At 35.4% G+C, this 25,570-nt stretch carries 25 protein-coding genes; 15 read left to right on the top strand and 10 right to left on the bottom strand.

What is annotated here, in order from left to right; all coding sequences use genetic code 11:
* Window positions 1-38: 38 nt before the first annotated feature.
* Both nudF and cpdA read left to right on the top strand, forming a co-directional pair.
* Window positions 39-668, top strand: coding sequence for an ADP-ribose diphosphatase (nudF, locus tag J3U57_RS01100; RefSeq protein ID WP_267333275.1), 630 nt, complete (start codon window positions 39-41; stop codon window positions 666-668).
* Between the two features lie 168 nt (window positions 669-836).
* Window positions 837-1,667 (top strand): 3',5'-cyclic-AMP phosphodiesterase, encoded by an 831-nt coding sequence (gene cpdA / locus J3U57_RS01095; protein ID WP_267343581.1) that lies wholly within the window; start codon window positions 837-839, stop codon window positions 1,665-1,667.
* Between the two features lie 23 nt (window positions 1,668-1,690).
* Here cpdA and cls read toward each other — a convergent pair whose 3' ends face one another.
* From cls to fldA, 5 genes are all read right to left on the bottom strand, one after another.
* Window positions 1,691-3,154, bottom strand: coding sequence for a cardiolipin synthase (gene cls / locus J3U57_RS01090; protein WP_267343580.1), 1,464 nt, complete (start codon window positions 3,152-3,154; stop codon window positions 1,691-1,693).
* Window positions 3,155-3,159: 5 nt separating this feature from the next.
* A complete protein-coding gene (yciA, locus tag J3U57_RS01085; RefSeq protein ID WP_065634304.1) occupies window positions 3,160-3,618 on the bottom strand; it encodes an acyl-CoA thioester hydrolase YciA in 459 nt (152 codons plus the stop codon).
* Window positions 3,619-3,642: 24 nt separating this feature from the next.
* Entirely contained in the window at window positions 3,643-4,185 is a 543-nt protein-coding gene (locus tag J3U57_RS01080; protein WP_267333278.1) for an inner membrane-spanning protein YciB, read from the bottom strand.
* Between the two features lie 72 nt (window positions 4,186-4,257).
* Window positions 4,258-4,716 carry a ferric iron uptake transcriptional regulator gene (fur, locus tag J3U57_RS01075; RefSeq protein ID WP_267333279.1) on the bottom strand — a complete coding sequence of 153 codons (459 nt, stop codon included), beginning with the start codon at window positions 4,714-4,716 and terminating at the stop codon, window positions 4,258-4,260.
* Between the two features lie 78 nt (window positions 4,717-4,794).
* Complete coding sequence (gene fldA / locus J3U57_RS01070) at window positions 4,795-5,307, bottom strand: flavodoxin FldA (protein ID WP_267333280.1); 513 nt, start codon at window positions 5,305-5,307, stop codon at window positions 4,795-4,797.
* A gap of 178 nt (window positions 5,308-5,485) precedes the next feature.
* Between fldA and sucC the strand changes: the two genes are divergently transcribed.
* From sucC to hslU, 11 genes are all read left to right on the top strand, one after another.
* The gene (gene sucC, locus J3U57_RS01065) at window positions 5,486-6,655 is read left to right on the top strand and encodes an ADP-forming succinate--CoA ligase subunit beta (protein WP_267333281.1); all 1,170 of its coding nucleotides are present in this window, start codon (window positions 5,486-5,488) and stop codon (window positions 6,653-6,655) included.
* Window positions 6,656-6,680: 25 nt separating this feature from the next.
* Window positions 6,681-7,553 (top strand): succinate--CoA ligase subunit alpha, encoded by an 873-nt coding sequence (gene sucD, locus J3U57_RS01060; RefSeq protein ID WP_267333282.1) that lies wholly within the window; start codon window positions 6,681-6,683, stop codon window positions 7,551-7,553.
* Between the two features lie 99 nt (window positions 7,554-7,652).
* Complete coding sequence (locus J3U57_RS01055; RefSeq protein WP_065634310.1) at window positions 7,653-9,224, top strand: cytochrome ubiquinol oxidase subunit I; 1,572 nt, start codon at window positions 7,653-7,655, stop codon at window positions 9,222-9,224.
* A 19-nt stretch (window positions 9,225-9,243) separates the two neighbouring features.
* Window positions 9,244-10,380, top strand: a complete 1,137-nt coding sequence (gene cydB / locus J3U57_RS01050) for a cytochrome d ubiquinol oxidase subunit II (protein ID WP_267333283.1) — start codon at window positions 9,244-9,246, stop codon at window positions 10,378-10,380.
* A 9-nt stretch (window positions 10,381-10,389) separates the two neighbouring features.
* The gene (locus tag J3U57_RS01045) at window positions 10,390-10,500 is read left to right on the top strand and encodes a cytochrome bd oxidase small subunit, CydX/CbdX family (protein WP_141671549.1); all 111 of its coding nucleotides are present in this window, start codon (window positions 10,390-10,392) and stop codon (window positions 10,498-10,500) included.
* 185 nt (window positions 10,501-10,685) lie between these two features.
* Complete coding sequence (ybgC, locus tag J3U57_RS01040; RefSeq protein WP_267333285.1) at window positions 10,686-11,081, top strand: tol-pal system-associated acyl-CoA thioesterase; 396 nt, start codon at window positions 10,686-10,688, stop codon at window positions 11,079-11,081.
* Window positions 11,082-11,762: a protein TolQ gene (gene tolQ, locus J3U57_RS01035; RefSeq protein ID WP_267333286.1), complete on the top strand. Its 681-nt coding sequence runs from the start codon at window positions 11,082-11,084 to the stop codon at window positions 11,760-11,762.
* A gap of 6 nt (window positions 11,763-11,768) precedes the next feature.
* Window positions 11,769-12,188 carry a colicin uptake protein TolR gene (gene tolR / locus J3U57_RS01030; RefSeq protein WP_065634314.1) on the top strand — a complete coding sequence of 140 codons (420 nt, stop codon included), beginning with the start codon at window positions 11,769-11,771 and terminating at the stop codon, window positions 12,186-12,188.
* Between the two features lie 32 nt (window positions 12,189-12,220).
* Window positions 12,221-13,435 (top strand): cell envelope integrity protein TolA, encoded by a 1,215-nt coding sequence (gene tolA, locus J3U57_RS01025; protein ID WP_267343579.1) that lies wholly within the window; start codon window positions 12,221-12,223, stop codon window positions 13,433-13,435.
* 139 nt (window positions 13,436-13,574) lie between these two features.
* Window positions 13,575-14,102, top strand: coding sequence for an ATP-dependent protease subunit HslV (gene hslV / locus J3U57_RS01020; protein ID WP_065556332.1), 528 nt, complete (start codon window positions 13,575-13,577; stop codon window positions 14,100-14,102).
* 26 nt (window positions 14,103-14,128) lie between these two features.
* Window positions 14,129-15,457 carry an HslU--HslV peptidase ATPase subunit gene (gene hslU / locus J3U57_RS01015; protein ID WP_267333288.1) on the top strand — a complete coding sequence of 443 codons (1,329 nt, stop codon included), beginning with the start codon at window positions 14,129-14,131 and terminating at the stop codon, window positions 15,455-15,457.
* Window positions 15,458-15,529: 72 nt separating this feature from the next.
* On the opposite strand, the gene asmA is transcribed toward hslU, so the two are convergent.
* The 3 genes from asmA to mltA all read right to left on the bottom strand — a co-directional run bounded on the left by asmA (window position 15,530) and on the right by mltA (window position 19,196).
* The gene (gene asmA / locus J3U57_RS01010) at window positions 15,530-17,419 is read right to left on the bottom strand and encodes an outer membrane assembly protein AsmA (protein WP_267343578.1); all 1,890 of its coding nucleotides are present in this window, start codon (window positions 17,417-17,419) and stop codon (window positions 15,530-15,532) included.
* Window positions 17,420-17,455: 36 nt separating this feature from the next.
* Window positions 17,456-18,037: a dCTP deaminase gene (gene dcd / locus J3U57_RS01005; RefSeq protein ID WP_267343577.1), complete on the bottom strand. Its 582-nt coding sequence runs from the start codon at window positions 18,035-18,037 to the stop codon at window positions 17,456-17,458.
* Window positions 18,038-18,107: 70 nt separating this feature from the next.
* Window positions 18,108-19,196 (bottom strand): murein transglycosylase A, encoded by a 1,089-nt coding sequence (gene mltA, locus J3U57_RS01000; protein ID WP_267343576.1) that lies wholly within the window; start codon window positions 19,194-19,196, stop codon window positions 18,108-18,110.
* 199 nt (window positions 19,197-19,395) lie between these two features.
* Between mltA and cycA the strand changes: the two genes are divergently transcribed.
* Window positions 19,396-20,769 carry a D-serine/D-alanine/glycine transporter gene (gene cycA, locus J3U57_RS00995; protein ID WP_267333291.1) on the top strand — a complete coding sequence of 458 codons (1,374 nt, stop codon included), beginning with the start codon at window positions 19,396-19,398 and terminating at the stop codon, window positions 20,767-20,769.
* Between the two features lie 38 nt (window positions 20,770-20,807).
* Here the strand turns inward: cycA and J3U57_RS00990 are convergent, their stop codons facing one another.
* On the bottom strand, window positions 20,808-21,842 hold the full coding sequence (locus tag J3U57_RS00990; RefSeq protein WP_267343575.1) for a TerC/Alx family metal homeostasis membrane protein: 1,035 nt from the start codon (window positions 21,840-21,842) through the stop codon (window positions 20,808-20,810).
* Between the two features lie 175 nt (window positions 21,843-22,017).
* Between J3U57_RS00990 and dacB the strand changes: the two genes are divergently transcribed.
* Window positions 22,018-23,451 (top strand): serine-type D-Ala-D-Ala carboxypeptidase, encoded by a 1,434-nt coding sequence (gene dacB, locus J3U57_RS00985; RefSeq protein WP_267333293.1) that lies wholly within the window; start codon window positions 22,018-22,020, stop codon window positions 23,449-23,451.
* A gap of 60 nt (window positions 23,452-23,511) precedes the next feature.
* On the opposite strand, the gene J3U57_RS00980 is transcribed toward dacB, so the two are convergent.
* Window positions 23,512-25,347 carry an ABC transporter ATP-binding protein gene (locus J3U57_RS00980; protein ID WP_267343574.1) on the bottom strand — a complete coding sequence of 612 codons (1,836 nt, stop codon included), beginning with the start codon at window positions 25,345-25,347 and terminating at the stop codon, window positions 23,512-23,514.
* Window positions 25,348-25,570: the final 223 nt, after the last annotated feature.

Raw genomic sequence — 25,570 nt, 5'->3', positions numbered from 1 at the left:
ACTTTTTATTAAAATTTAGCTTAAAATTGAGAAACAATATGAAAATTATCAATAATCCTGTCCATTTTAACAAAAACGATGTGTTCAATCTAACCAAACGAGTTTTGTATAAAGGTTTTTTTTCATTACTTGAATATCGTTTTCAATACCGTAAATTCGATGGTTCAGTTAGTGAATTTGTCACTAGAGAAATTTTAGAACGTGGGCACGCTGTTGTGTTATTAGCTTATGATGCTAAACGTGATGAAGTGGTTTTAATTGAACAAATTCGTATTGCCGCTATTGAAACTCAAGATACTCCATGGATGTTAGAGCTGATTGCCGGCATGATGGATCATGAAAATGAATCTTGTGAAGATGTTGCAAGACGCGAAGCTATGGAAGAAGCAGGGATTAAAGTTGGTCGTTGTATGCCAATTACAAGTTATCTGGCTTCACCTGGTGGTCTAACTGAAAAATTGCATATTTTGGTTGGTGAGGTTGATTCAACGACAGCAAAAGGTGTTCATGGATTAGCTGAAGAAAACGAAGATATCAAAGTGCATGTAGTGAGCAGAGAACAAGCTTACCAATGGGTCGAAGACGGTTTAATTAATAATGCGGCTTCAATTATTGCCCTACAGTGGTTACAACTTAATCATCATCGATTAAAAAATGAGTGGATGTAATGAGTATTGCCGATCACATTTAATTATTTCTTCCATTAAAATGTGATCTATTTTACACTTTAATATAACGCTTGGATTTATAATAAAAATTATATCACTTGCTACACCCCTAGGTTTTGCTATTTCCGTCATTAACTGTAATGTATTAATGAATAATTGAGGTGAATTTTGGAATCACTTTTACAGCTTCCAACACAAAATAAACAACACGCCAAAATATTACAAATTACCGATATGCATCTTTTTGCCGGTGACAGCAGTGTATTACTTGGTGTAAATTCAAATGCAAGTTTTTTAGCCGTGTTAGATGAAATAAAAAGCGCCAAAAGAAAGTATGATTTAATTGTGGCAACTGGCGATTTTGTACAAGATGGATCCAAACATGCTTATCAACGTTTTGCAGAGCAAATTATAAGTTTAAAAACGCCTTGTGTGTGGTTAGCTGGCAATCATGATAACTATAGCTATATGCAGTCTGTTTTTGCCCATTATGATTTAGCTGATAATAAGGTGGTATTACTTGGCGATAAATGGATAATCATTCTTCTTAATAGCCAAGTTGAAGGGCAAGCTTACGGCTTTTTAAGCAATATAGAGCTTGAATTTTTACAACATACTTTAGTCAAATATCCAGATAAGAATGCATTAGTTTTTCTGCATCATCACCCTATATCCTCCAGTTGTCATTGGCTTGATCAACATATTTTAAAAAATAGTTGTCAATTGGAGCAAATTGTCCAAGGTCACCAACAAATAAAAGGGGTGGGATGGGGACATATTCATCAAGAGCAAGATCATTTATGGCATCACTGCTTAGCGTTTTCAACGCCATCAACTTGTGTTCAATTTAAACCAAATAGCTATGATTTTCAGTTAGCGGATAAAGATGCGCCAGGCTGGCGCGAAATTAAATTAAATGATAATGGTTCAATTGACACGTCTGTTTTTCGAATTTGTGATAATCGATTTGTACCGGATTTATCACAAAATGGCTATTAATTACTGTAATTAAATATCACCAATTACAGTAATGGAGCAAAAAAGTAAAAGAGCCGTTCAACGACGTGCTGCCAAATGGGTCGTTGTTTCCAAGTTTCGATATTGACTTCGTCTGATTGCGCTAAATATTTTTGTAAAAGGTTAGATAACGATTGGGCAAATTCAGCATCATCAATGACGGTGGTAATTTCAAAATTTAACCATAAACTGCGCATATCTAAATTTACAGTACCAACTAAGCTTAACTGGTTATCAATTAACACACTTTTTGTGTGCAATAAGTTATCATTAAACTGATATAGCTTTACACCACCATCGAGCAGTTCCGAAAAGAAAGCTCGGCTTGCCCATTTGACCATTAATGAATCATTCTTTTTAGGAACAATAATAATTACTTCAACCCCTCTTTGCGCAGCGGTACAAACTGCATGTAAAATATCATCGCTTGGTACTAAATAGGGTGTGGTGAAAATAATTTGCTCTTGTGCTGAATAAATAGCAGTGAGTAACACCTGATGGATCATGTTTTCCATATAACCAGGACCAGAAGCAATAAGTTGCATGATATGCTTTTTCTCTTCTGGTGGTTCTGCAAAGTCAGTAATTTGCGGTAAGGCTAAATCGGTACCGGTTTCTAATTCCCAATCACTAGCATAAATTGCACCCATTAAGGTGGTGACAGGTCCACGCATTCTTACCATAACATCGACCCATTCACCAACATGCTTATTTTGTTTAAAAAAGCGTGGATCAACGATATTCATACTACCTGTATATGAAATATAATTGTCAATAATAGCCACTTTACGATGTTGGCGCAGATCGAGCCGCCTAAACATAAAGCGCAATAAATTAACTTTAAGCGCTTCAACAATTATAATACCAGCTGCTCGCATTCTTTTGCTTGCGTTAGTTTTAAGAAAATGGCGACTACCTGCTGAATCAACCATTAACCGACATGTTACTCCTCTTTTGGTGGCCGAAATCAGTGCGCTTTCAACATCATCTGCTCGACCGCCTTCGTTCCAAATATAAAAAACCATTTCAATATTAGACGTGGCTTGATTAATGTCTTCAATGAGTTTATCAAATATGGTATCGGTGTCACTAAGCAGCTCGATATGGTTACCGTTTATACCATCCAGTCCGGTCTGGTGTTTACAAAGTTGGAAAATGGGTTTACTGACTTGGCTAACTTTGGTGGTAAAAATATCAGAAAATACACTAATTCGATTGATAAAATTAGCAATGATTGGTCGCATTTTTTGCGCACGTTTAACGCGTTGTTGACCTAAATGTGCTTCACCAAGTGAAAAATAAAGAATAATCCCAACGATAGGTAAGATGTAAATGACCAACATCCAAGCAATGACATAAGTTGTTGGTCTACGCTTAAACACTATCCGTAAAGTTACTGCAACGATTATCAACCAATAAACGAAGAAGATTAATGAACTAATTAAGGCATGAAATGAAGTATATTGCATATTAGTTAACTATTGCTTAAGTTTAATTGACTAATGGGATCTTTGCTACAATCATAATGCTGAAAAATTTCAGGTAATGGCTTAGGATTGTTATGTTTATCAACTGATACATAAGTAAATACTGCGTCAGTAATACAAAAACGTTGAGGGGTGTCTGATGTGTCGAGTACTTTTTTTACCCAAACCTCAATGCCAATAGTGATTGAGGTTTTACCTGTTTTAATACAATGAGCATAACAACAGACAACATCGCCAACCATTGCCGGTTTATAAAATGTGATACTACTTGCATTGACTGTTACTACACGGTTTCTGGCAATTTCTTTTGATAAAATTCCGCCAGCTAGATCCATTTGTGACATAATCCAACCACCAAAAATATGGCCATGTGGGTTTGTGTCAGCAGGCATCGCAAGTGTTCTTAATACCAATTGTCCTTTAGGATTAGTTGTGTCTTGTTTCATGATGAAAGCCTTAGTTATAACATTTTACTCGGTACTAGCGTGTTTATTTAAATTTCGATAAATATAGATACCAGATATTAATGATAATAGTAAAGAGGCACCGGGTAAAATAAATACTTTGAAAATCCAAAAAAATTCATCAGGAGCATAATAAGTTGTGATTAAACTGATGACTCCACACGAAATGAAAAATATTATCCATAACAAATTTAGTCTGTTCCAGACAGCTAAGTTTAATTGTAACTCTTTACCAAGCATTTTCTGTAAAAGATTTTTTTTAAAAATAAATTGACTAATTAATAAAGCAGAAGCAAAGATAAAATTAATGATTGTCACTTTCCATTTAATGATATTGGGTTCACGAGTATATAATGTAAAACCACCAAAAATCATGATCATTAGGTAGGATAACAACTCTACTTTATCTATTTTTCGATAAATAACGAGAATAATAAGAAAAGCAATGGTTGCTGAGATCATGAGTGCTTGAACGCCAGCAAAAATATCATACATTGTTAAAAAGACAAAAAAGAAAATCAGTGGAATAAAATTCAAAAGTTGTTTCATGTAATTATTAACCTGATAGATGAGATACTTATTAAGAGTTAAATAAGAAAAAAAGCCTATTAATAATAGGCCTTATTTTTTGGTATGAAGTTCGGGATGTGCTTTACAATTTCCTGATTGGCAATGACCGTAAAGATACAAACTATGGAACGTTAACTTAACGCCATATTGTTCGGCAATTTCTTTTTGTCTGGTATTAATAATTTCATCACGAAATTCAAATACTTCGCCACAATCTAAACATATTAAATGATCATGGTGTTTTTGAGTTGATAGCTCAAAAACCGCTCGTCCACCTTCAAAATTATGACGTGTAACAATACCCGCATCATCAAATTGATTTAAAACACGGTAAACTGTGGCAAGTCCAATTTCTTCACCCATATCAAGTAACTTTTTATAAAGATCTTCGACTGTGATATGTTGACATGAAGGATCGCGCAATAACTCTAAAATTTTTAATCTTGGTAAAGTAACTTTTAAACCTGCGCTTTTTAGTGCAGCGTTATTATCGTTATCATGATTTGTCATATTGCATTCCAGTTTAGTTAATTAATCAGTTATATTATAAGATTATGTACGGAAAATAAAATAAATCACTTTGATAGATTAAATATTCATTTCGCTTTTGACTTGATTTACCCACGTAGCGATGCGTTGTTCTGTCAATTCTGGTTGGCGATCTTCATCAATTGCTAATCCAATAAAATGGTTATCGTCAACTAAACTTTTAGATGCTTCAAAGTTGTATCCATCAGTTGACCAATGCCCAACAATTTTTGCACCTTTCGGTTCAATAATATCGCGTATAGTTCCCATTGCATCACAAAAATATTCGGCATAATCTTCTTGATCACCACAACCGAAAATAGCAACCGTTTTACCATTAAAATCAATTTGCTCTAGATTAGGAAAAAAATCATCCCAATCTGCTTGTGATTCACCATAATACCAAGTCGGAATGCCGAAAAAAAGATAATCATATTTTTCTATATGTTCTTTGGTGGTTTTAGCAATATCAAAAAGATCTGCTTGTTCACTTCCTAAAATAAGTTGGATTTGTTTAGCTACATTCTCTGTATTACCTGTATCACTACCAAAAAAAATACCGACGTTTGCCATATTTGTACCTTCACTGTTTTACAATATAAAAAATATTTTTTGAGTATATCATTGTCACCTGTTATCAGCAATAATTCTCAATTACCATCATCATACCATATTATTTGCTACACAATTGATTGATCTTGGATTAGAATTGTTGAAAATTTAATAATAACATAAGTTTTGGAATTTATTTATGAACCTGCACGAGTATCAATCAAAATATCTTTTTAAACAATATAATTTACCTGTTCCAGAAGGTTATGTTTGTAACTCAATTGATGAAGTACAAGATACCTTAGCTAAATTGGCGTCTCAAGCAGATATTCACGCTTGGGTGGCAAAGTGTCAGGTTCATGCTGGTGGTCGTGGTAAAGCAGGCGGCGTGATTTGTACACACGATTTTAATGAAATCAAACAGTTTGCAGAAAAGTGGCTGGGTAAGCATTTAGTGACTTATCAAACCACATCTAAAGGTCAACCGGTTAATCAAATTCTCATTGAAAAAGCGTCTAATATAGATAAAGAACTGTATTTAGGTGCAGTAATTGATAGAAGTTCTAAGCGCGTAGTTATTATGGCCTCTACAGAAGGTGGGGTGGATATTGAAAGTGTCGCTGAAAAATCACCCCATCTAATTCATAAAATTTCACTCGATCCTTTAACCGGACCTTGTGCGTATCAAGGACGTGAACTCGCATTTAAATTGGGTTTATCCGGTAAACTAATTAATCAATTTGCTAAATTATTTGTCAATTTAGCTACGCTTTTTTTAGAAAACGATGTGTCTTTAGCTGAGGTGAACCCTTTAGTGATTACCGATGCTCAAGAGTTGATTTGTTTGGATGCGAAAGTTGTTATTGATGATAATGCGCTTTTTAGACATCCAAATTTGAATGTGCTAAGAGATACCACACAAGAAGATGAACGCGAATCAATTGCCGCCAAACAGGGAATTAGCTATGTATCTTTAGAAGGTAATATTGGTTGTATGGTTAATGGCGCAGGTCTTGCCATGGCTACGATGGATATTATCAAATTATATGGCGGTGAACCGGCTAACTTTTTAGATGTTGGTGGCGGCACGACCAAAGAACGTGTATCTGAAGCATTTAAATTAATTTTATCTGATAAAAATGTTAAAGCAATTTTAGTCAATATCTTCGGTGGTATTGTTCGATGTGATTTAATTGCTGATGGAATTATTAACGCAATAAAAGAAATAGGTCTTGCGGTTCCTGTTGTTGTCCGCCTTGAAGGTAATAATGCTGAGATTGCTCGAGAGATATTAGCTGAAAGTCAGTTAAATATTATTACTGCAAAAAGTTTAATTGATGCTGCACAAAAAATAGTTGCTGTTGCATAATAAGAAAGAGTGGAGAACGGAAATTATGTCAATTTTAGTTAATAAAGATACCAAAGTTATTTGCCAAGGATTTACTGGCAGTCAAGGAACCTTTCATTCACAGCAAGCATTAGCCTATGGCACTAAATTAGTTGGTGGTGTAACACCAGGCAAAGGTGGAACTCAGCATTTAGGTTTACCCGTTTTTAATACCGTAAAGGAAGCAGTAGCAACTACGGGGGCGACTGCAAGTGTTATTTATGTACCAGCCGCATTTGGTAAAGATTCAATTTTAGAAGCAATTGATGCCGGCATTAAATTGATTGTCTGTATTACAGAAGGTATTCCAACCTTAGACATGTTAATAGTTAAAGAAAAACTAAAACAAACCGATACTGTCATGATTGGACCTAACTGCCCGGGAATTATTGTTCCTGATGAATGTAAAATAGGTATTATGCCGGGGCACATTCATTTAGCCGGTAAAATAGGCATTGTTTCCCGTTCTGGTACTTTAACCTATGAAGCAGTTAAGCAAACTACCGACATAGGGTTAGGTCAATCAGTTTGCATCGGGATTGGCGGTGATCCTATTCCAGGTAGTGATTTTATTTCAATTTTAAAATTACTTGAGCAGGACCCTAAAACAGAAGCCATTGTTATGATTGGTGAAATTGGAGGTAGTGCGGAAGAGGAAGCCGCTGAGTATATTAAAAAACATGTCTCTAAACCTGTTATTGGTTATATTGCAGGGGTATCTGCACCATCAGGTAAACGTATGGGGCATGCTGGCGCAATTATTTCGGGTAATAAAGGCACTGCTGAAGAAAAAACCAGAACACTACAAGCTGCAGGTATAACTGTTGTTAGTAGTTTGGCTGATATCGGTGATGTTGTAAAAAAACAATTTAATATGTAGTTTTTTGATATCCGTCAAATTATATTTTAAAATATTGATGTACAATATCGGTCAATAACGATATTAATTTAGTGAGCATTTATGTAGTAGGGAGCAAATATGTTTGATATAGTTGAACTATCACGCCTCCAATTTGCACTCACTGCAATGTATCATTTCATCTTTGTACCATTAACGCTTGGTTTAGCGTTTTTGTTAGCAATTATGGAAACAGTATACGTTGTAAGTGGTAAGCAAGTTTGGAAAGATATGACCAAATTCTGGGGAAAACTCTTCGGTATTAATTTTGCCGTTGGTGTTGCCACAGGTTTGACAATGGAATTTCAGTTCGGCACGAACTGGTCATATTACTCACACTATGTGGGAGATATTTTTGGTGCACCACTAGCTATCGAAGGGCTAATGGCATTTTTCTTAGAATCGACAATGGTTGGTCTATTCTTTTTTGGTTGGGATAGATTAAGTCGAGGTAAGCACTTATTGGTTACTTGGTGTGTTGCATTCGGTTCAAATCTTTCTGCATTGTGGATATTAGTGGCTAATGGTTGGATGCAATTCCCTGTTGGATCTGAATTTAATCCTATCAATGCTAGAATGGAAATGGCGAACTTTTTTGAGTTAATTACCAATTCTGTTGCGCAATATAAATTCGTGCATACTGTTGCAGCAGGTTATTTAACTGGTGCTATTTTTGTTTTAAGTATTAGTTCATACTATCTACTTAGAAAACGTGATGTTGCTTTTGCCAAACGTTCTTTTGCTGTAGCTGCAATGTTTGGTTTTATTATGTCGATTTTAGTTGCGTTTATGGGCGATGAAGCTGGTCACGAAATGACCACTGTTCAACCAACTAAACTCGCTGCGATTGAAGGTGAGTGGGAAACTCAACCTGCTCCAGCATCATTTAATGTTATAGCTTTTCCTTCTCAAAAAAATAAAGAAAATTTATTTGCTATTGAGATTCCATATGTTATGGGTATTATGACAACACGTTCATTAGATACTCAAGTTATTGGTTTGAAAGACATCTTAAATACCAATGAAACCAAGATTCGTAATGGTGTTTTGGCTTATACAAACTTGGAAAAAATTCAAAAAGGTGATCAAGATCCTGCCGTATTAAAAGCTTTTGAAGATAATAAAGCTGATTTAGGTTATGGTTATTTGGTTAAACGCTTTACTGATCGTGATAATTTAACTATTCCTGAAGCAACAGAACAACATATCAAAGCTGCTGCTGAAGATTCTATTCCTACCGTTTGGCCGCTATTTTGGGCATTCCGTGGTATGGTTGGTCTAGGATTATTAATGATTCTTGGTACGGGTTTTGCTTTGTGGACCACTTATAAAAATAAAATTACAGAAAGACGCTGGTTACATCGTTTATTAATGTTGTTTTTACCATTCCCATGGCTTGCTTGTGAGTGTGGTTGGTTTGTTGCTGAATACGGTCGTCAACCTTGGGCTATTCAAGATATTTTACCAACAGGTGTAGCAAATTCGTCATTAACTCCAGGTGAAGTATTATTTACAATGATATTGATTTGTGGTCTTTATACCTTATTTTTAGTTGCTGAAATGTTTTTAATGTTTAAATTTGCACGTTTGGGACCGAGTTCTTTAGGTACAGGCAACTATCATTATGAAAAAACACAACCGGTAACAGAATAGGGCATAGGGAGTATACACAATGATTGATTACGAAATTGTACGCGTCATCTGGTGGGTGCTGATTAGCGTTGTTTTAATCGGTTTTGTTGTCACAGATGGATTCGATATGGGAGTAGGTATTTTACTACCATTTATCGGAAAAACTGATACAGAACGTCGTATTATGATAAATGCCATTGCCCCTCATTGGGATGGTAACCAAGTATGGTTAATTACTGGTGGAGCAGGTATATTTGCAGCTTGGCCAATGGCTTATGCTGCTTCATTTTCAGGTTTTTATATTGCGATGATATTAGTGTTATGTGCGCTATTTTTTAGACCAATTGGTTTTGATTATCGTAGTAAATTAGAAAATTCAAAATGGCGTAACTTATGGGATGGCGGTATCTTTGTTGGGAGTTTTGTTCCTGCATTGGTATTTGGCGTTGCATTTGGAAACTTACTAGAAGGTGTTCCGTTTAGATACGACAATACTTATCGTGTATTTTATGATGGTAACTTTTTCGGTTTGCTTAACCCATTTGCTCTATTAACAGGTGTCGTTAGTTTAATGTTAATAGTTGCTCATGGTGGAGCATGGTTGCAAATGAAAACCTCTGGTGAGCTTTATTTGCGCGCAAGGAAAGCAACTCAAGTGGCAAGTTTGATTTTAGTCATTGCTTTTGTTTTAGCTGGAGTTTGGGTAGCTTTTGGTATTCATGGATATGAAGTGACAAGTGTTATTGATCACAATGCTGCCTCTAATCCATTAGCGAAGACTGTATCGACCGATACATCATGGTTAACAAATTATATGAATTATCCAATTTTATGGTTAGTGCCTGTTTTAGGTGTCGTTTTGCCATTGTTAACTATTCTTTGTTCTGGTTTAAATAAAAACGCATTAGTTTTTATTTTATCGTCATTAACAATTGCTTGTGTATTATTTACTTATGCTATCGCAACATTCCCATTTATTATGCCATCAAGCATTATGCCAAATGCAAGTCTAACTATATGGGATGCAACATCAAGTCAATTAACACTTAATATTATGTTTGTAGTGGTATTAATCTTCTTACCAATAGTGCTTTTATATACTATCTGGTCATATATTAAAATGTTTGGACGACTTGATAAAAATCATATTGAAAATAATAAACATTCTCTTTATTAAGGAACAGATATGTATTATGTATTATGGTTTGTAGGCATTATTGCAGCTTGTATGTTATCTGCCGTTACTGGATTATGGGTAGAACATATTAGTAGTGATAAAGAGTCAAATAATCAGTAAGTTATTAGTATAAAGTTAATTAAAAAGGTGGCTTATCGTCACCTTTTTTTAATTTAAAAATTGTCACTATAATCGAATTAGTCACAAATGATAATTGTTTTCATTTAAGTAATTTTATATCATAGTGCGGCGAATTTTATATTTAGATATAATAACAACAAATTTTTTTTACGTGATATTTGAATATGAAACAATTTAATTGGAATGCAAGGGTTTATTATGAAGATACCGATGCAGGTGGAGTTGTCTATCATGCTCGGTATCTTGCTTTTTTCGAACGAGCTAGAACCGAAATGCTAAGACAACTCGATATTAGTCAACAAAAGTTATTACAAGAAGGTATTGCTTTTGTTGTAAAAAAGATGGATATTAGCTACCTCTTTCCAGCTCGTTTAGATGATATGCTGACAATTAGCAGTAGCATTGAGCAAGTTCGCAAGGCGTCTATTATCTTTAAACAGACTATTTTTAATCAAAACAAGCAAGCTATCAGTTCTGCTGATGTGATTATTGCGTGTGTAGATATGACTAAAATGAAGCCATGTGGGCTTCCTAAGTTATTAGTTTCGGAGTTTATATAAGTGGAAAATCTTAATATTATTGATTTGTTTTTACAAGCAGGTTTATTAGTACAATGTGTGATGATATTGTTACTGAGCTTTTCTGTTATGTCTTGGGCTATTATTTTTCAACGTAGTAAAATTTTAGGAAAAGCTAAAAAACAAGTTGATCAATTTGAAAATAGTTTTTGGGCATCTGATGAATTAAATGTTTTATTTGATAAAGCAAAATTCAATAAAGAAGATATCAGTGGTACAGAACATATTTTTTATTCGGGTTTTAAAGAGTTTTCTCGGCTATATCAAATTAATCCAAATATGTCAGAAGCGGCATTAGATGGCGCATCTCGCTCGATGCGATTAGCCATGAATCGTGAACTTGATAATTTAGAATTACATATTCCTTTTTTAGGAACAGTTGGTTCTATCAGTCCATATATTGGTTTATTTGGTACTGTTTGGGGGATAATGCACGCATTTATTTCATTAGGTGCAGTTAAACAAGCAACACTTCAAATGGTTGCACCTGGTATTGCAGAAGCATTGATTGCAACCGCTATAGGGCTATTTGCTGCTATTCCTGCGGTGTTGGCATATAATCGTTTATCATTAAGCGTCAGTAGAATAGAGCAAAGCTATTTAAACTTTATTGATGAATTTTCAGCTATTTTACAACGTCAAGCTGTTGCGGTTAGGAAGTAATTAATTATGAGCAGACGTTCACGTTATTCCACAAAATCTGAAATCAATATAGTTCCATTATTGGATGTACTATTGGTATTGGTATTGATTTTTATGGCAACTGCACCCATTATCAGTCAAAGTGTTGAAGTTGATTTACCTGAAGCGTCGGAATCAAAAACAGTTTCACCTTCAGATAATAAACCAATCATTATTGAAGTATCTGATGTTGGCGTTTACGCATTGATCATTGATCAAGATCGTCAATCAAATTTACCGCAAGAGCAAATTGTTGCCGAGGTTAAGCATCAAATTTCACTTAACGAAAAAGCTGTTTTTTTAGTTGGTGGTGCTAAAAATGTTCCTTACGAAGAAATTATAAAGGCGTTGAATTTATTACAATCTGCAGGCGTTAAATCTGTTGGATTGATGACTCAACCAATTTAATTAAACATAATAATACGTTAAAAATGTCAGCAATGTCTTATAAGCCAAATTCTAAATTAAGCGTACCAATTGTAATATCTATTTTATTGCATTTAATATTAATTATCATTCTTGGCTATAGAGCTATACAAGATGATAATGCTAACTATGGTAGTATTAATGGTCAATCTATCGATGCGATTATGGTTGATCCCTCGGTTATGACTGAACAATATCAAAGGCAATTACAAGCTCAAACCAGTCAACAAAAGGCGGATAAACAAAAACAACAACAATTAGAAAACCAGGCTAAAGAGTTACAAGAGAAGCAATTAGCTGAACAGCAACGGTTAAAAGATCTTGAAAAAGAGCGTTTAAAAATTGCTGAACAACAAAAACAGCAAGAGGCAGAAAAAGCCGCTGCTGAAAAGGCCGCAGCCGAGAAAGCTGCCGCTGAAAAGGCTGCAGCAGAAAAAGCCGCTGCTGATAAGGCCGCAGCAGAAAAAGCTGCCGCTGAAAAGGCTGCAGCAGAAAACGCCGCTGCAGAGAAGGCCGCCGCAGAAAAAGCTGCTGCTGAGAAGGCCGCAGCCGAGAAAGCTGCCGCTCAAAAGGCCGCCGCAGAAAAAGCCGCCGCTGAAAAGGCTGCAGCAGAGAAAGCTGCTGCTGAAAAGGCCGCAGCCGAGAAAGCCGCCGCTGAAAAGGCTGCAGCCGAGAAAGCTGCCGCTCAAAAGGCCGCCGCAGAAAAAGCTGCCGCTGAAAAGGCCGCCGCTGAAAAGGCTGCGGCAGAGAAAGCCGCCGCTGAAAAGGCCGCAGCCGAGAAAGCTGCCGCAGAAAAAGCCGCAGCCGAGAAAGCCGCCGCCCAAAAAGCTGCGGCAGAGAAAGCTAAACAAGCTAAAAATGATAAAGCATTAAATGATCTGTTAGGTGGATTAACCTCATCAGGTGCGCCAAGTACTTCAAATGCTCAAGGAGCAACGGCTAGCCGTAAAGGTGTGTCGGATGGTGAATTAGACAAATATAAGTCATTAGTACAAAATGCAATAAGTAATAAATTTATTAATCCTCCTAATGTTTATAGTGGGCAACACTGTGTTTTGCAGATTCAAATTGCGCCCGATGGATTATTACTTAATGTCATTTCAAAAGGTGGGGATGATGCTTTATGCCGAGAAGCGCTTGCCGCTACCAAACTTGCGGTGATACCAAGACCTGCCAATAATCTGTATAATGAAGTAAAAAATATGACTCTTGAATTCCAACCAAAATAGCTTAATGTTCAAATTTTGATCTTCATAAAATAAATTTTCAACATCTTTCACTCAAAGATGTTGAAAATGATTTAAACGTCCCAATATATTTTCTATTCATTCCAAATTTAGTTATTGTAAGTAAGAGAAGGAGCAGAATATGACAACAATAGTCAGTGTTCGCCGTGAAGGGCAAGTGGTTATTGGTGGTGATGGGCAAGTGACACTTGGTGAACGTATAATTATGAAAGGCAATGCCCGTAAAGTTCGTCGATTATATAATAACAAAGTAATTGCAGGATTTGCAGGCGGCACAGCTGATGCCTTTACGCTTTTTGAATTATTCGAACGAAAACTTGAAATGCATCAAGGTCATTTAACCAAGTCTGCAGTTGAGTTAGCGAAAGATTGGCGTACCGATAGGATGTTACGTAAATTAGAAGCATTGCTTGCTGTTGCCGATGAAAGTGCCTCATTAATTATTACTGGTACAGGTGATGTTATTCAACCAGAAGACGATTTGATTGCTATTGGTTCGGGAGGACCATATGCTCAAGCGGCAGCACGTGCGCTACTGGATAATACTTCATTATCTGCACATGATATTGTGCAAAAGTCATTATCAATAGCGGGAGATATTTGTGTATATACCAATAACTTCCAAACAATTGAAGAACTCAATTATTAATTAAACCGATTTAAGAGAAAATTATTATGTCTGAGATGACTCCTCGCGAAATAGTAAGCGAATTAAACCAACATATCATTGGTCAAGATAAAGCGAAACGTTCTGTTGCTATTGCATTGCGTAATCGTTGGCGTCGTATGCAGCTTGATGAAGCGTTACGCCATGAAGTAACACCCAAAAATATATTAATGATTGGACCAACAGGGGTAGGTAAAACCGAAATCGCCAGAAGATTAGCGAAATTAGCACGTGCTCCATTTATCAAAGTCGAAGCAACAAAATTTACAGAAGTCGGTTATGTTGGTAAAGAGGTTGACTCTATTATTCGAGATTTAACCGATTCCGCTGTCAAAATGATTCGTCAAGAAGCAATAGAAAAAAATCGCAATCGTGCACAAGAGTTAGCTGAAGAACGTATTTTAGATGTACTGGTCCCACCAGCGAAAGATGGATGGGGACAGGTTGAAAATAATAACGATTCAACAGCTAGACAAGCTTTTCGAAAAAAACTCCGTGAAGGTGCACTTGATGATAAAGAGATTGAAATTGAAGTAGCCGGCGTTAATATTGGTGTCGAAATCATGGCACCTCCGGGTATGGAAGAAATGACGAATCAATTACAATCGATGTTTCAAAATTTAGGTGGTCAAAAAACAAAACCACGTAAAATGAAAATTAAAGATGCATTTAAACAGTTAATTGAAGAAGAAGCTGCTAAACTTGTAAATCCTGAAGAACTTAAACATCAAGCCATTGAAGCTGTTGAACAAAATGGTATTGTGTTTATTGACGAAATTGATAAAGTTTGTAAGCGTGGTAATTCTTCTGGTCCTGATGTGTCTCGTGAAGGGGTGCAACGTGATTTATTACCTTTAGTTGAAGGATGCACGGTATCAACTAAGCATGGTTCAGTAAAAACTGATCATATTTTATTTATCGCTTCTGGTGCATTCCAAACAGCAAGCCCATCAGATTTAATACCGGAACTTCAAGGGCGTTTACCAATTCGAGTTGAATTACAAGCATTAACCAGTGAAGATTTTGAGCGTATTTTAACTGAGCCAAATGCATCACTCACTGTACAATATAAAGCACTTATGGCAACAGAAGGTGTGAATATTGATTTTACCACAGATGGGATACGTAAAATAGCGGAGTCTGCTTGGCAAGTAAATGAGCAAAATGAAAATATTGGTGCTCGTCGATTACATACCGTGCTTGAACGTTTAATGGAAGAAGTTTCGTTTGAAGCGAGTGAACTTAATGGGCAAACAGTTACAATTGATGCTAAGTATGTTGGTGAGCATTTAGATAAACTCGTTGCAGATGAAGATCTAAGCAAGTTTATTTTGTAGTTTTATTTTTAACTGGTAAACAAAAAAGGTGAGTATATTACTCACCTTTTTTATTATTCATTTGTCTTATTTTTATTTAGTTAGTAAACCTTCTAAAAGATCTACTGCTTTTTGTTTAGAATTTGATTTAGAGTCATCTTTTGAATTACGTCCTTCAAGTTTATTGCGTAATTTATCTAACTTGTCTTGCAACTTATCACTAAATAAATCCTTAATGACTTGTTCTAAATCAATTTGGTAATGAAGATTAGCAAATTGCCCATAAATATGTAACGGTATAGTTAGCTTTTGTAGTTTTGCAATGGTATCGTTTTTACCATTCCAGCCACCTAAAAGTTTAATGTTTAAATTCACATCTAAATCTTTTTGAGTCATACCAACTCTGCCTGAGCCAGAGGTGACATCGAGTGTTTGAGAATTGGCTCCTAACGTTGTTAGCTCTAAATTACCATTGCTTAAATAGCCATTAGCTGTGATATTAGAAAATTCAGTATAGTTTTTTTGATTTTCTGGATTAGATATATCTTTGGTATATTTTGCTGCTGCAGTTTGAATAATATTATTGATATTAATATTATTTAATCTGGCATTGGTCACATTGATTGCTACGTTACCCTTTATACTTTCTAAGAGTCGATTACCTATTAATGTATTCGCTTCTAAATCACCATTTGCATTAAATGATCCTTGCAAATCATTAGGTGTTTCTATTTGGGTAAAGAACGTATTAAGATCAACATTACTAATTTTAGGACTCAATTTAATTAGTGTATTTTTTTGCTTACCATTTGCGATACCTGTTGCCATTACATGGCCTTTAGCAAAGTCAAAATTGATATCATGAAAGGTGGCTACACCATCATTATTGACCATATTTACATTGATATTATTCAATATAATGTTATTAGCATCTAATTGTTTTAAATTGAGTTTAAGTTTAGCATTGAAGCTATTAAGAAAATTGAGTTCGTTCTCAATTTTTTCAATGTTTGATACCACAGGAGGTGTTTGTTGTATAGTGATATTGTCGTTTACTTTTTTATCATTGGTTAAAAATGTCGATAGGTTCAATTTATCCGAGCTAAGCTGCAGATCAATATCAGGTTTGTTGTCTAAATTAGCAGTAAATGCACCATTAAAATTGTTTTCATTGATTGAAAAAGATAAATTTTTACTACTTAATTGCATTGGATTCGTTTGTTGATAATTAAATAATCCATTGATATTGCCTTTTAGAGCTTTAAACGATGAGGTAATGCCTTTATAAGAATATTCAAATTTCTTCAAATCAATAATTGCGCTATTAGGATATTGGGTTAAATCTACATCAGCATTAGCAGCATAATAAAGATCTTGTTGATTACGATCAACATTGCCTTTTACATCAATTGTCATTTTTTTATCTGATTTTTGCTCGATCGCTAAGTTAATATTGCGAAAGTTAATCAAATCATCTTTGTGTTGAATGACAACAGTACTATCAGTGACTTCAAGTTTGTTTAATGTAAACGCCCAATTTGATGGTTTTGCAGCTTGTTTAGTTTGTGATATTTCACCGTTAGATGTGTTTGGCTTGTTAGCTTCTTTGTTGTCAAAAACCAATCCTTTACTTTCATCGGTAATATTAATAATAGCCGATTTTATAAATACATTTTTGACAGTCAATTTTTTAGAAAACAGTGGGAACAACTCCACATCTAAACGCATATTATCTGCTGTTAGAATGGGTTTTTTAGCATCTTGATCAGAAAGCTTAACCGAATCAGTTAATATACTGACTTGTGGCCAAATGTGCCAACGTAAATTTCCTTCGATAGTTAATTCATAGCCTGTTTTATCTTTGACGGTATCGGTTATAAATCCTCGAAAATTATTGGGGTCAACAAAAACGATTAATGAAACAATGCCGATTGAAATAATGAGGATTAAAATTAAAAGCGTAACCAATATTTTTTTGATCATATTAATGTTCCTTTAGAATATAAGCTACTAAGCGTGCTAGTCTTTATCAATACGACTGGCAACTGCACCTTGTTGATCTTTATATTTTGCATCTTTTCTGCTGTTGTAAGGTCTTGCTGCTTTCCCAGTTAATGTTTCAAAACTTAATGCGCCAATGGTCATTCCTGGTCTGAGCGCTAATGGGATTTTTCCCGAATTGTAAAATTCTAATACAATTTGTCCTTGCCAACCAGGATCGATACGGTGAGCGGTCACATGTACCATCAATCCTAATCTGGCCAGTGATGAGCGACCATCTAGCCAGCCAACTAAGTCGTCAGGAATAGTAACGGACTCTAACGTGACGGCTAAAGCTAACTCACCGGGATGAAGATAAAAAGCATCGCCTTCTGCAAGGACCATTTCTTCACTCATCACACGTTCAAGAACCGCTGATACTTGTTCTTTAGGACCACTCAAGTCTATATAAGGTGTAGTATGTTCCCGAAAGGTACGAAATTTATTACCCAATCTAACATCGACGGTTGCGCCATTGATACAATGAATTGTTGGTTGCGGTGTAATTTTTAGTTTACCACTTTGTAAATACGCTTCGATATCTCGATCGCATAATCTCATGAGTTATCCTTAAATATACTGTTATTTGCTTATTCTAACAGGTTCTAACGATGCCGTCGATGTTGATAATTTAGGGTTTGATAACCCATGCACGACCATAATGATTATAGTATCCGGCTAATTTTCCTGGTTTATCACCGATTCCTAAATAAAGATCAAAATGTTGCCCTTTAATTGCGCCACCAACATCTAACGCTACCATCAACCGCGTTTCCCGACGACCTCGATATTGACCATCGTCATCAAGTAAGGGTACATCCACTAACACAACTGAACCAATTGGAATAAGTGATTTATCTGATGCCACCGATGCATTGGCAACCAGTGGTACCGCTGCTGCACCTTTTACCTCAGCATTAGGTTGAGGTTTAAAAAAAACAAATGAACGGTTTTGAATTAATAATGCTTTGACTTGTTTTTCACTTTTGTTTTTAGCCCAATCTTTAATGGCTTGAATTGACATTTTGTCTTTATCGATTTCGCCTTGTTCGACTAATAAGCGACCTATGCTTGAGTAACCATGACCATTTTTACCACCATAACAGAAGAAAACTAAAGGGGTACCATCTTCAAAATCAATATAAGCACTTCCTTGTACTTCCATAATAAAATTATCCATCAAGGAATTACTGTAAGCAATTTCAAGACCCTTTCCGGCTAGGGCTCCATTATAAATTTGTTCGCGATTCGGTAATCGTCCACTAGTTTTTGCAGGCATTTTATAAATAGGGTATTTGAACTCTGCATTTGGTTGGTGTCTTGCTTTGATGACAGGGGTGTAGTACCCCGTTAAATGGACATTACCATAACCATCTTGGCCTGCCATTTCATAACTATTTAGCCCCACTTTGTTAAATTCATCTGCCCCTAACGACCGGTTAATCCAGTTATCTATTGCTTTATAAATATGTTCATTTTTTCGATATAAAGATGGGGATGTAGATTTAATTTTGTTAACTTGAAGCACATAATCGGTAATATTGACTGGAATCCCCAGATCAGGATGACTAACATTGAGTGGCGAACTAAGTTTACCATCTTTGTACAGTTTTCCCTGTTTAAATTGACGTTTTGCATTACTTTGACAACCAGTTAAAACGGTTAGTACAAATAAAATGCACACAATATATATTCGATAATGGCGGTTATATTCTTTCATCTTAGTTAATCATTATAATACGTTATAAAATTATAGGTGGTTATGCTACACAATTCTATTATAAGAAACTACCACTAAATGTGATGTTGCCATAAAAAGTTTTCATAACAATTAAGCTTGCGGTTTGACGGCATAAACTTTATAGTCCTACACTACGGATAGTAGTGTGAAATTTTGAAACTTAAAGGTAATCAATGCGATGAGCGATACATCTCCAAACAGTGATCTTAAACGAAATCTTTCCAATCGACATATTCAACTAATCGCAATCAGTGGTGCTATTGGTACCGGCTTATTTATGGGGTCAGGTAAAACGATCAGTCTTGCAGGACCATCGATTATTTTTGTGTATATGATAATTGGCTTTATCTTATTTTTTGTTATGCGAGCCATGGGTGAAATCCTTTTGTCTAACTTAAAATATAAATCCTTTAGTGATTTTGCCAATGATCTGTTAGGCCCTTGGGCTGGGTTTTTTACAGGATGGACTTATTGGTTTTGCTGGGTAATCACTGGAATAGCTGATGTTGTTGCTATTGCTGGTTATGCGCAGCATTGGTTCCCTCAATTACATGCATGGATCCCAATGCTCTTGACGGTAATTGTGTTATTGACGTTGAATTTATTAACAGTGAAAATGTTTGGTGAAACCGAATTCTGGTTTTCAATGATTAAAATTGTTGCAATTTTAGCATTGATTGTTGTTGGACTTGTTTTGATTTTGACTGCTTTTCACTCAGAGCAGACCAATACTACCGCTTCTTTTGCCAATTTATGGAGTTATGGTGGGTTTTTCCCTCATGGTTCAATGGGCTTTTTTGCTGGTTTTCAAATTGCAATCTTTGCTTTTGTGGGTATTGAATTGGTGGGTACTACAGCCGCTGAAACTGTTGATCCAAATAAAAATCTACCTCGAGCAATTAATTCGGTACCCGCTCGTATTATTTTCTTTTACGTTTTTGCGTTAATTATTATTATGAGTGTCACACCTTGGATTTTAATTTCGCCAAATAAAAGCCCGTTTGTTGAGTTATTTACCTTAATTGGTTTACCCGCCGCCGCCAGTGTTATTAATTTTGTAGTTTTAACTTCAGCTGCATCTTCTGCCAATAGTGGAATTTACTCTACCAGCCGAATGTTATTTGGGTTAGCCAAAAAACAAGATGCTCCAGAACCTTTTGGGAAATTATCGCGCAGATCTGTCCCTGCCAATGGTTTACTGTTTTCATGTACCTGTTTATTTGGTGGTGTAGTTTTAATTTATTTAGTACCGGACGTAATGGCAGCTTTTACCATTGTTACTACCATTTCCGCTATTTTATTTATGTTTATTTGGTCGATGATTCTGGTTTCTTATATCGCTTATTATCGAAAAAAAGCGGATTTACATCAGCAATCTAAATTTAAAATGCCTGGTGGCGTTTTAATGTGTTATGTATGCTTGGCATTTTTTGCTTTCGTAATTGTATTATTGACGTTTGAGACAGATACCCGCCAAGCGCTTATAGCAACACCAATTTGGTTTGTTATTTTAGCGGTAAGTTATTGTGTTCGTGGTTTAAAAAGACAGTAAAATCTAATAGTTAGGCAGGTTTTTTTACCTGCCTAATATTATGAATTGCTTGCGGGTTTATTCTTTTTAGGCCAGATAAAACTGGCAATAATCCCTAAAGCTAATAGACCTAACACAATATATAAACTCATTGTTGGGGTTATGTCGATTCCGTATCCGAACAAATGGTTGCTAGCATTCAGAGCCAATTTGATAGCGATAAAAAATAATAAGCAAATAACAGCTTTACCTAAATGCACGAGATATTGTTGCATCGCTTCTAATACAAAGTACAGTGTTCTTAAACCTAAAATAGCAAATATCATTGCACTATAGACAATTAAAGGTTCTTGGCTCACCGCGATAACTGCTGGCACGGAATCAAAAGCAAACATGACATCACTCAGCTCAATAACGACAATACATAGGAAAAGCGGTGTTGCATATAACGCTTTGTGAGTATTGATATTGCTTAAATTTTTATTTTCTGGTTTAGTCAATTCATTTTGCACTTGTTTTCGTGACAAAAAAAAGTGATGACCAACCAGTTTGGGATAGGTTGGAAACAGACGGTTAGCAATTCGGTAAGCAATATGGTGTGAGTAATCTTTGATAGCTTGGTCATGATTTTGGTTTTTTAACATCATTACGCCACTGTAGGCAACGGCGACTGAGAAAACCAATTCCATCCAAGGACCTAGGGCTAATAATTCGGTACCAATGATGACAAAAATAGCCCGGAAAATAATCGCGCCTATCACGCCTAAGTAAAGTAATCGATGACGATAATTTTCAGGAATGCTGAACCACGAAAACAGTGCCATAATGACAAATAAATTATCGATTGAAAGCGCCTTTTCAAGCACATAACCTGTTAAAAATAAGCTTGCTATTTCAGCGCCGTGATGAATATATAAAAATAGCGCAAAACATAATGCAATAACAATCCAAAAAATAGACCAGGTTATAGCATTAGTTAAAGTAATAGGCTTATCATTATGATGAGCATATAAATCAATACTTATTGCTACAATTGCTAGTATAATAAAAACTAAAATTGTTTCTATAGGGAAACCTAATGAGTTGTGAATCATAGTGACATTACCTAATTTTCAGATTGATTTATGACGTAATGTAAGTATTGTTCTAAGTTATATCAAACATCTTCATAAAAATGATTGAGTATATATTGATAGCAAAACCAAAAAAAGATATATTTATCAAATTGTTTAAACTGTCTTTGTTTATTAAACTTTCGAGCAAACTTCCATGCTAAATTTTCGGCTATTTATCTTATTTATTATCGCAATTTTTTCCAGTCTACTCCAAGCACAATCTGTTGAACCTTATATTTCTACTCTACCCAAAGGCAGTGATATATCAATTTTAGTACAGACGGTTGAAAATAATCCTAAACTTTTAGCTAAATATAAAAGTGATCAATTCAAGCAACCGGCCAGTACACAAAAAGTGATTACTGCTTTAGCAGCCGAACTTGAGTTAGGCAGCGATTTTCGGTTTATTACACGAATGCAAACTAATGGCACAATAAGTAATAAACAATTAAATGGTGATTTAATTATCCAATTAAGTGGTGATCCAACGTTTTCGCGTGAAAAATTACGCAGTATGCTTATTGCTTTACGCCAAAAAGGGATTGAAAAGATTGCAGGTAATATAATTTTAGATACCTCGATTTTTACCAGTCATGATAAAGCACCAGGCTGGTCATGGAATAACTTAACGGCTTGCTATAGCGCACCTTCATCAGCCGCAACAATTGATGATAACTGTTTTTACGCAACAATTACACCGAATAAAGTTGGTGCTATTGCATCTGCATCTGTTGCCGCTAGCAATCCTGTGATAATTACCAGTGATGTTCGAACTGTTGCTGCAAACAGTAAAGATTTAAATGATAAATATTGCGAACTTGATGTGAGTTATTCAGATAAAAATCGATATTATTTGTCTGGGTGTATCTCAGCTAGTGCCGATAAAATGCCATTAAAGTTTGCTGTTGTTGATAGTATTGAATATTTTTCAACGATTTTAAAGAATGAACTAAAAGCACAAAAAATAAGTTATACCGGTGGCATAATAGAAAAAAACAAAAAAACTAACTCACAACTTACCTTGTTAACCGCAAGTCAGTCTGCTCCTTTGTCTGATTTATTAACTGTGATGTTGAAAAAGTCTAATAACTTGTATGCTGATGCTATATTTAGAACTCTGGGTGCTCACTATTTTAATATCTCAGGTACCTGGCGTAATGGAAGTGATGCGGTAAAACAAATTTTACGCAAAAAAGCAGGAATTAATTTAGAGAATCTTGTCATTGCGGATGGTTCAGGATTGTCGAGATTAAATTTAGTTAGTGCCGATAAATTAATGGAAGTATTACAATACATTGCAGCTAATAATGCACGCTTAGGAATTATTGAAAAACTGCCCATAGCTGGAATAGATGGCACTTTGCAATATCGTAAAAGTTTTAGCCAACCACCGTTTAAAGAGGCTATTATTGCGAAAACAGGTTATATACAAGGTAGTTATAATTTAGCTGGATTTATTCAAAAATCTGATGGTCATTATATTGCTTTTGTTCAGTTACTGTCAGGCTATCAAGCTGAAAGCCAAAATGAGCCTAAAAGTGCAATTATGAAATTTGAATCTGAATTTTATAAGAATTTTGTTAACTAATGTGAATTACAGGAAGATTATACGTGCGTGTATATTCTTCCTTTTTTAATCGATAATTCGCTAAAGGTTATCGCCCAAAAAGCCGCCACTTTGATGTTTCCAAAGTTGTGCATATAAGCCATTTTTATTTAATAGCTGTTGGTGTGTACCTTGCTCAATGATTTTACCTTGATCGAGCACGACTAATCTATCCATTGCTGCAATGGTCGATAAACGATGGGCTATCGCAATAACGGTTTTTCCTTCCATTAAGGTATATAAACTTTCTTGAATGGCTTGCTCTATTTCAGAATCAAGTGCACTTGTTGCCTCATCCAAAAGTAAAATAGGGGCATTTTTTAAAATGACTCTAGCAATTGCGATTCGTTGTCTTTGCCCTCCCGATAATTTTATACCTCGTTCGCCTACATAGGCGTTATAACCTGTTCTACCTTTAGCATCGACTAATGTTTGAATAAAGTCATCAGCATGGGCTTTTTTAGCCGCTATGATCATCTCTTGCTCACTGGCTTGATTATTACCATAAAGTAAATTTTCTTTTACTGAACGATGCAGTAGCGAGGTATCTTGGGTGACCATACCAATTTTGGCACGTAAACTTTCTTGGGTAACATTGGTAATATCTTGACCATCAATAATGATTTTACCACTCTGTAAATCGTAAAAACGTAACAGCAAGTTAATTAGTGTCGATTTACCAGCACCAGAACGACCGACTAATCCAATTTTTTCACCAGGATTGATGGTAAGATCTAAATTCTCGATTACCGCATTTAACCGTTTTTTATCATAATTAAAATCTATATGCTTAAATTCAATTTTACCTTGATTGACTTTAAGCTCAGTTGCATCGGGTTTATCTGTGACAGCTTGAGTGGCTGAAAATGTTTTTATTCCATCTTTAACAACACCAATGTTTTCAAATAAGGAGGCTATTTCCCACATGATCCAATGTGAAAAACCATTTAATCGTAGTGCAACTGCGGTTGTTGTGGCAATCGCACCCACTCCGACTAATTGTTGGCTCCATAGCCAGAGTGAAATCGCTGTCGTACTTAAAATCAGTGAAATAGAAAGCAAATGGTTTACAATTTCAAAACTGCTCACTAGGCGCATTTGTTTATTGACTGTAATTAAAAATTCATCCATGGACTCTTGGGCATATTTAGCTTCATTGCCAGCATGTGAAAAAAGTTTTACTGTCATAATATTGGTATAGGCATCTGTCACGCGTCCTGTCATGGTTGATCTGGCGTCTGCCTGCATACTCGCCACTTTACTTAAGCGTGGAATGAAATAGTACATAGCAATGCCAAAAAGGACACACCAGCCAAAAAAGGGTAATAAGAACCAAGGATCGAGTTGTCCAATAATTGCTGCCATGGTGATAAACGAGATAAGCACATAAACTAAAATATCTGCTACCAAAAAACAGGTATCTCGAACGGCAAGGGCTGTTTGCATGACTTTTGCTGATATTCTGCCTGCAAATTCGTCTTGAAAAAATCGCATACTTTGATTTAGGACTAAACGATGTAAATTCCAACGTATTCTCATCGGAAAATTACCAGCAAGTGACTGATGCTTAATAATGGTTTGTAAGCCAATAATCAACGTACTTGCTAAAATGATTAAGGTAAATAAAATTAAGGTACTTTTTTCTTGTTGCCAAAATTTACTTGGCTCAATGACAGCCAGCCAATCAACTACTTTACCTAAAGCCGCAAATAAGAAAGCTTCAAAAGCGCCACTTAAACCACTAAGTATAATGAGTGATAATATAAAGATGCGAATGCCTTTTGTGGATTGCCAAATAAATTTAAAAAAGTTTTTAGCGGTAGGTTGTGCGCCATCTTTAGGATAAGCTGACACCAATTTTTCAAAAAATCGATACATAATTGACCCAATAATTAGTAAGGTTAGCCATTGATTTTTTATCAATGATCAAAAGAAATATGCGGGTAATAGTTATAGATATAAATTATCTAAACACTAAATTGTTGTGTGATATTTTTAGATGAACATTATTTAGCTTTCTACCTGATGTAGGAAAATTATACCTATTAGTAAAATAACGAGGAAATTACAGGTTGTAGATTTCCTCGTGTTTAAATTATAG

The sequence above is a fragment of the Gilliamella sp. B3464 genome, from assembly GCF_026536145.1.
Taxonomy (GTDB): domain Bacteria; phylum Pseudomonadota; class Gammaproteobacteria; order Enterobacterales; family Orbaceae; genus Gilliamella.
This window is presented reverse-complemented; position numbering and strand designations above follow the sequence as displayed.

What these genes read in the sequence shown, in the direction of transcription:
- nudF (WP_267333275.1), top strand. Translation starts at nt 39, where the DNA reads ATGAAAATTATCAATAATCCTGTCCATTTTAACAAAAACGATGTGTTC.
- cls (WP_267343580.1), bottom strand. Translation starts at nt 3,154, where the DNA reads ATGCAATATACTTCATTTCATGCCTTAATTAGTTCATTAATCTTCTTC.
- yciA (WP_065634304.1), bottom strand. Translation starts at nt 3,618, where the DNA reads ATGAAACAAGACACAACTAATCCTAAAGGACAATTGGTATTAAGAACA.
- J3U57_RS01080 (WP_267333278.1), bottom strand. Translation starts at nt 4,185, where the DNA reads ATGAAACAACTTTTGAATTTTATTCCACTGATTTTCTTTTTTGTCTTT.
- fur (WP_267333279.1), bottom strand. Translation starts at nt 4,716, where the DNA reads ATGACAAATCATGATAACGATAATAACGCTGCACTAAAAAGCGCAGGT.
- fldA (WP_267333280.1), bottom strand. Translation starts at nt 5,307, where the DNA reads ATGGCAAACGTCGGTATTTTTTTTGGTAGTGATACAGGTAATACAGAG.
- sucC (WP_267333281.1), top strand. Translation starts at nt 5,486, where the DNA reads ATGAACCTGCACGAGTATCAATCAAAATATCTTTTTAAACAATATAAT.
- sucD (WP_267333282.1), top strand. Translation starts at nt 6,681, where the DNA reads ATGTCAATTTTAGTTAATAAAGATACCAAAGTTATTTGCCAAGGATTT.
- J3U57_RS01055 (WP_065634310.1), top strand. Translation starts at nt 7,653, where the DNA reads ATGTTTGATATAGTTGAACTATCACGCCTCCAATTTGCACTCACTGCA.
- cydB (WP_267333283.1), top strand. Translation starts at nt 9,244, where the DNA reads ATGATTGATTACGAAATTGTACGCGTCATCTGGTGGGTGCTGATTAGC.
- J3U57_RS01045 (WP_141671549.1), top strand. Translation starts at nt 10,390, where the DNA reads ATGTATTATGTATTATGGTTTGTAGGCATTATTGCAGCTTGTATGTTA.
- ybgC (WP_267333285.1), top strand. Translation starts at nt 10,686, where the DNA reads ATGAAACAATTTAATTGGAATGCAAGGGTTTATTATGAAGATACCGAT.
- tolR (WP_065634314.1), top strand. Translation starts at nt 11,769, where the DNA reads ATGAGCAGACGTTCACGTTATTCCACAAAATCTGAAATCAATATAGTT.
- tolA (WP_267343579.1), top strand. Translation starts at nt 12,221, where the DNA reads ATGTCTTATAAGCCAAATTCTAAATTAAGCGTACCAATTGTAATATCT.
- hslV (WP_065556332.1), top strand. Translation starts at nt 13,575, where the DNA reads ATGACAACAATAGTCAGTGTTCGCCGTGAAGGGCAAGTGGTTATTGGT.
- hslU (WP_267333288.1), top strand. Translation starts at nt 14,129, where the DNA reads ATGTCTGAGATGACTCCTCGCGAAATAGTAAGCGAATTAAACCAACAT.
- asmA (WP_267343578.1), bottom strand. Translation starts at nt 17,419, where the DNA reads ATGATCAAAAAAATATTGGTTACGCTTTTAATTTTAATCCTCATTATT.
- dcd (WP_267343577.1), bottom strand. Translation starts at nt 18,037, where the DNA reads ATGAGATTATGCGATCGAGATATCGAAGCGTATTTACAAAGTGGTAAA.
- mltA (WP_267343576.1), bottom strand. Translation starts at nt 19,196, where the DNA reads ATGAAAGAATATAACCGCCATTATCGAATATATATTGTGTGCATTTTA.
- cycA (WP_267333291.1), top strand. Translation starts at nt 19,396, where the DNA reads ATGAGCGATACATCTCCAAACAGTGATCTTAAACGAAATCTTTCCAAT.
- J3U57_RS00990 (WP_267343575.1), bottom strand. Translation starts at nt 21,842, where the DNA reads ATGATTCACAACTCATTAGGTTTCCCTATAGAAACAATTTTAGTTTTT.
- dacB (WP_267333293.1), top strand. Translation starts at nt 22,018, where the DNA reads ATGCTAAATTTTCGGCTATTTATCTTATTTATTATCGCAATTTTTTCC.
- J3U57_RS00980 (WP_267343574.1), bottom strand. Translation starts at nt 25,347, where the DNA reads ATGTATCGATTTTTTGAAAAATTGGTGTCAGCTTATCCTAAAGATGGC.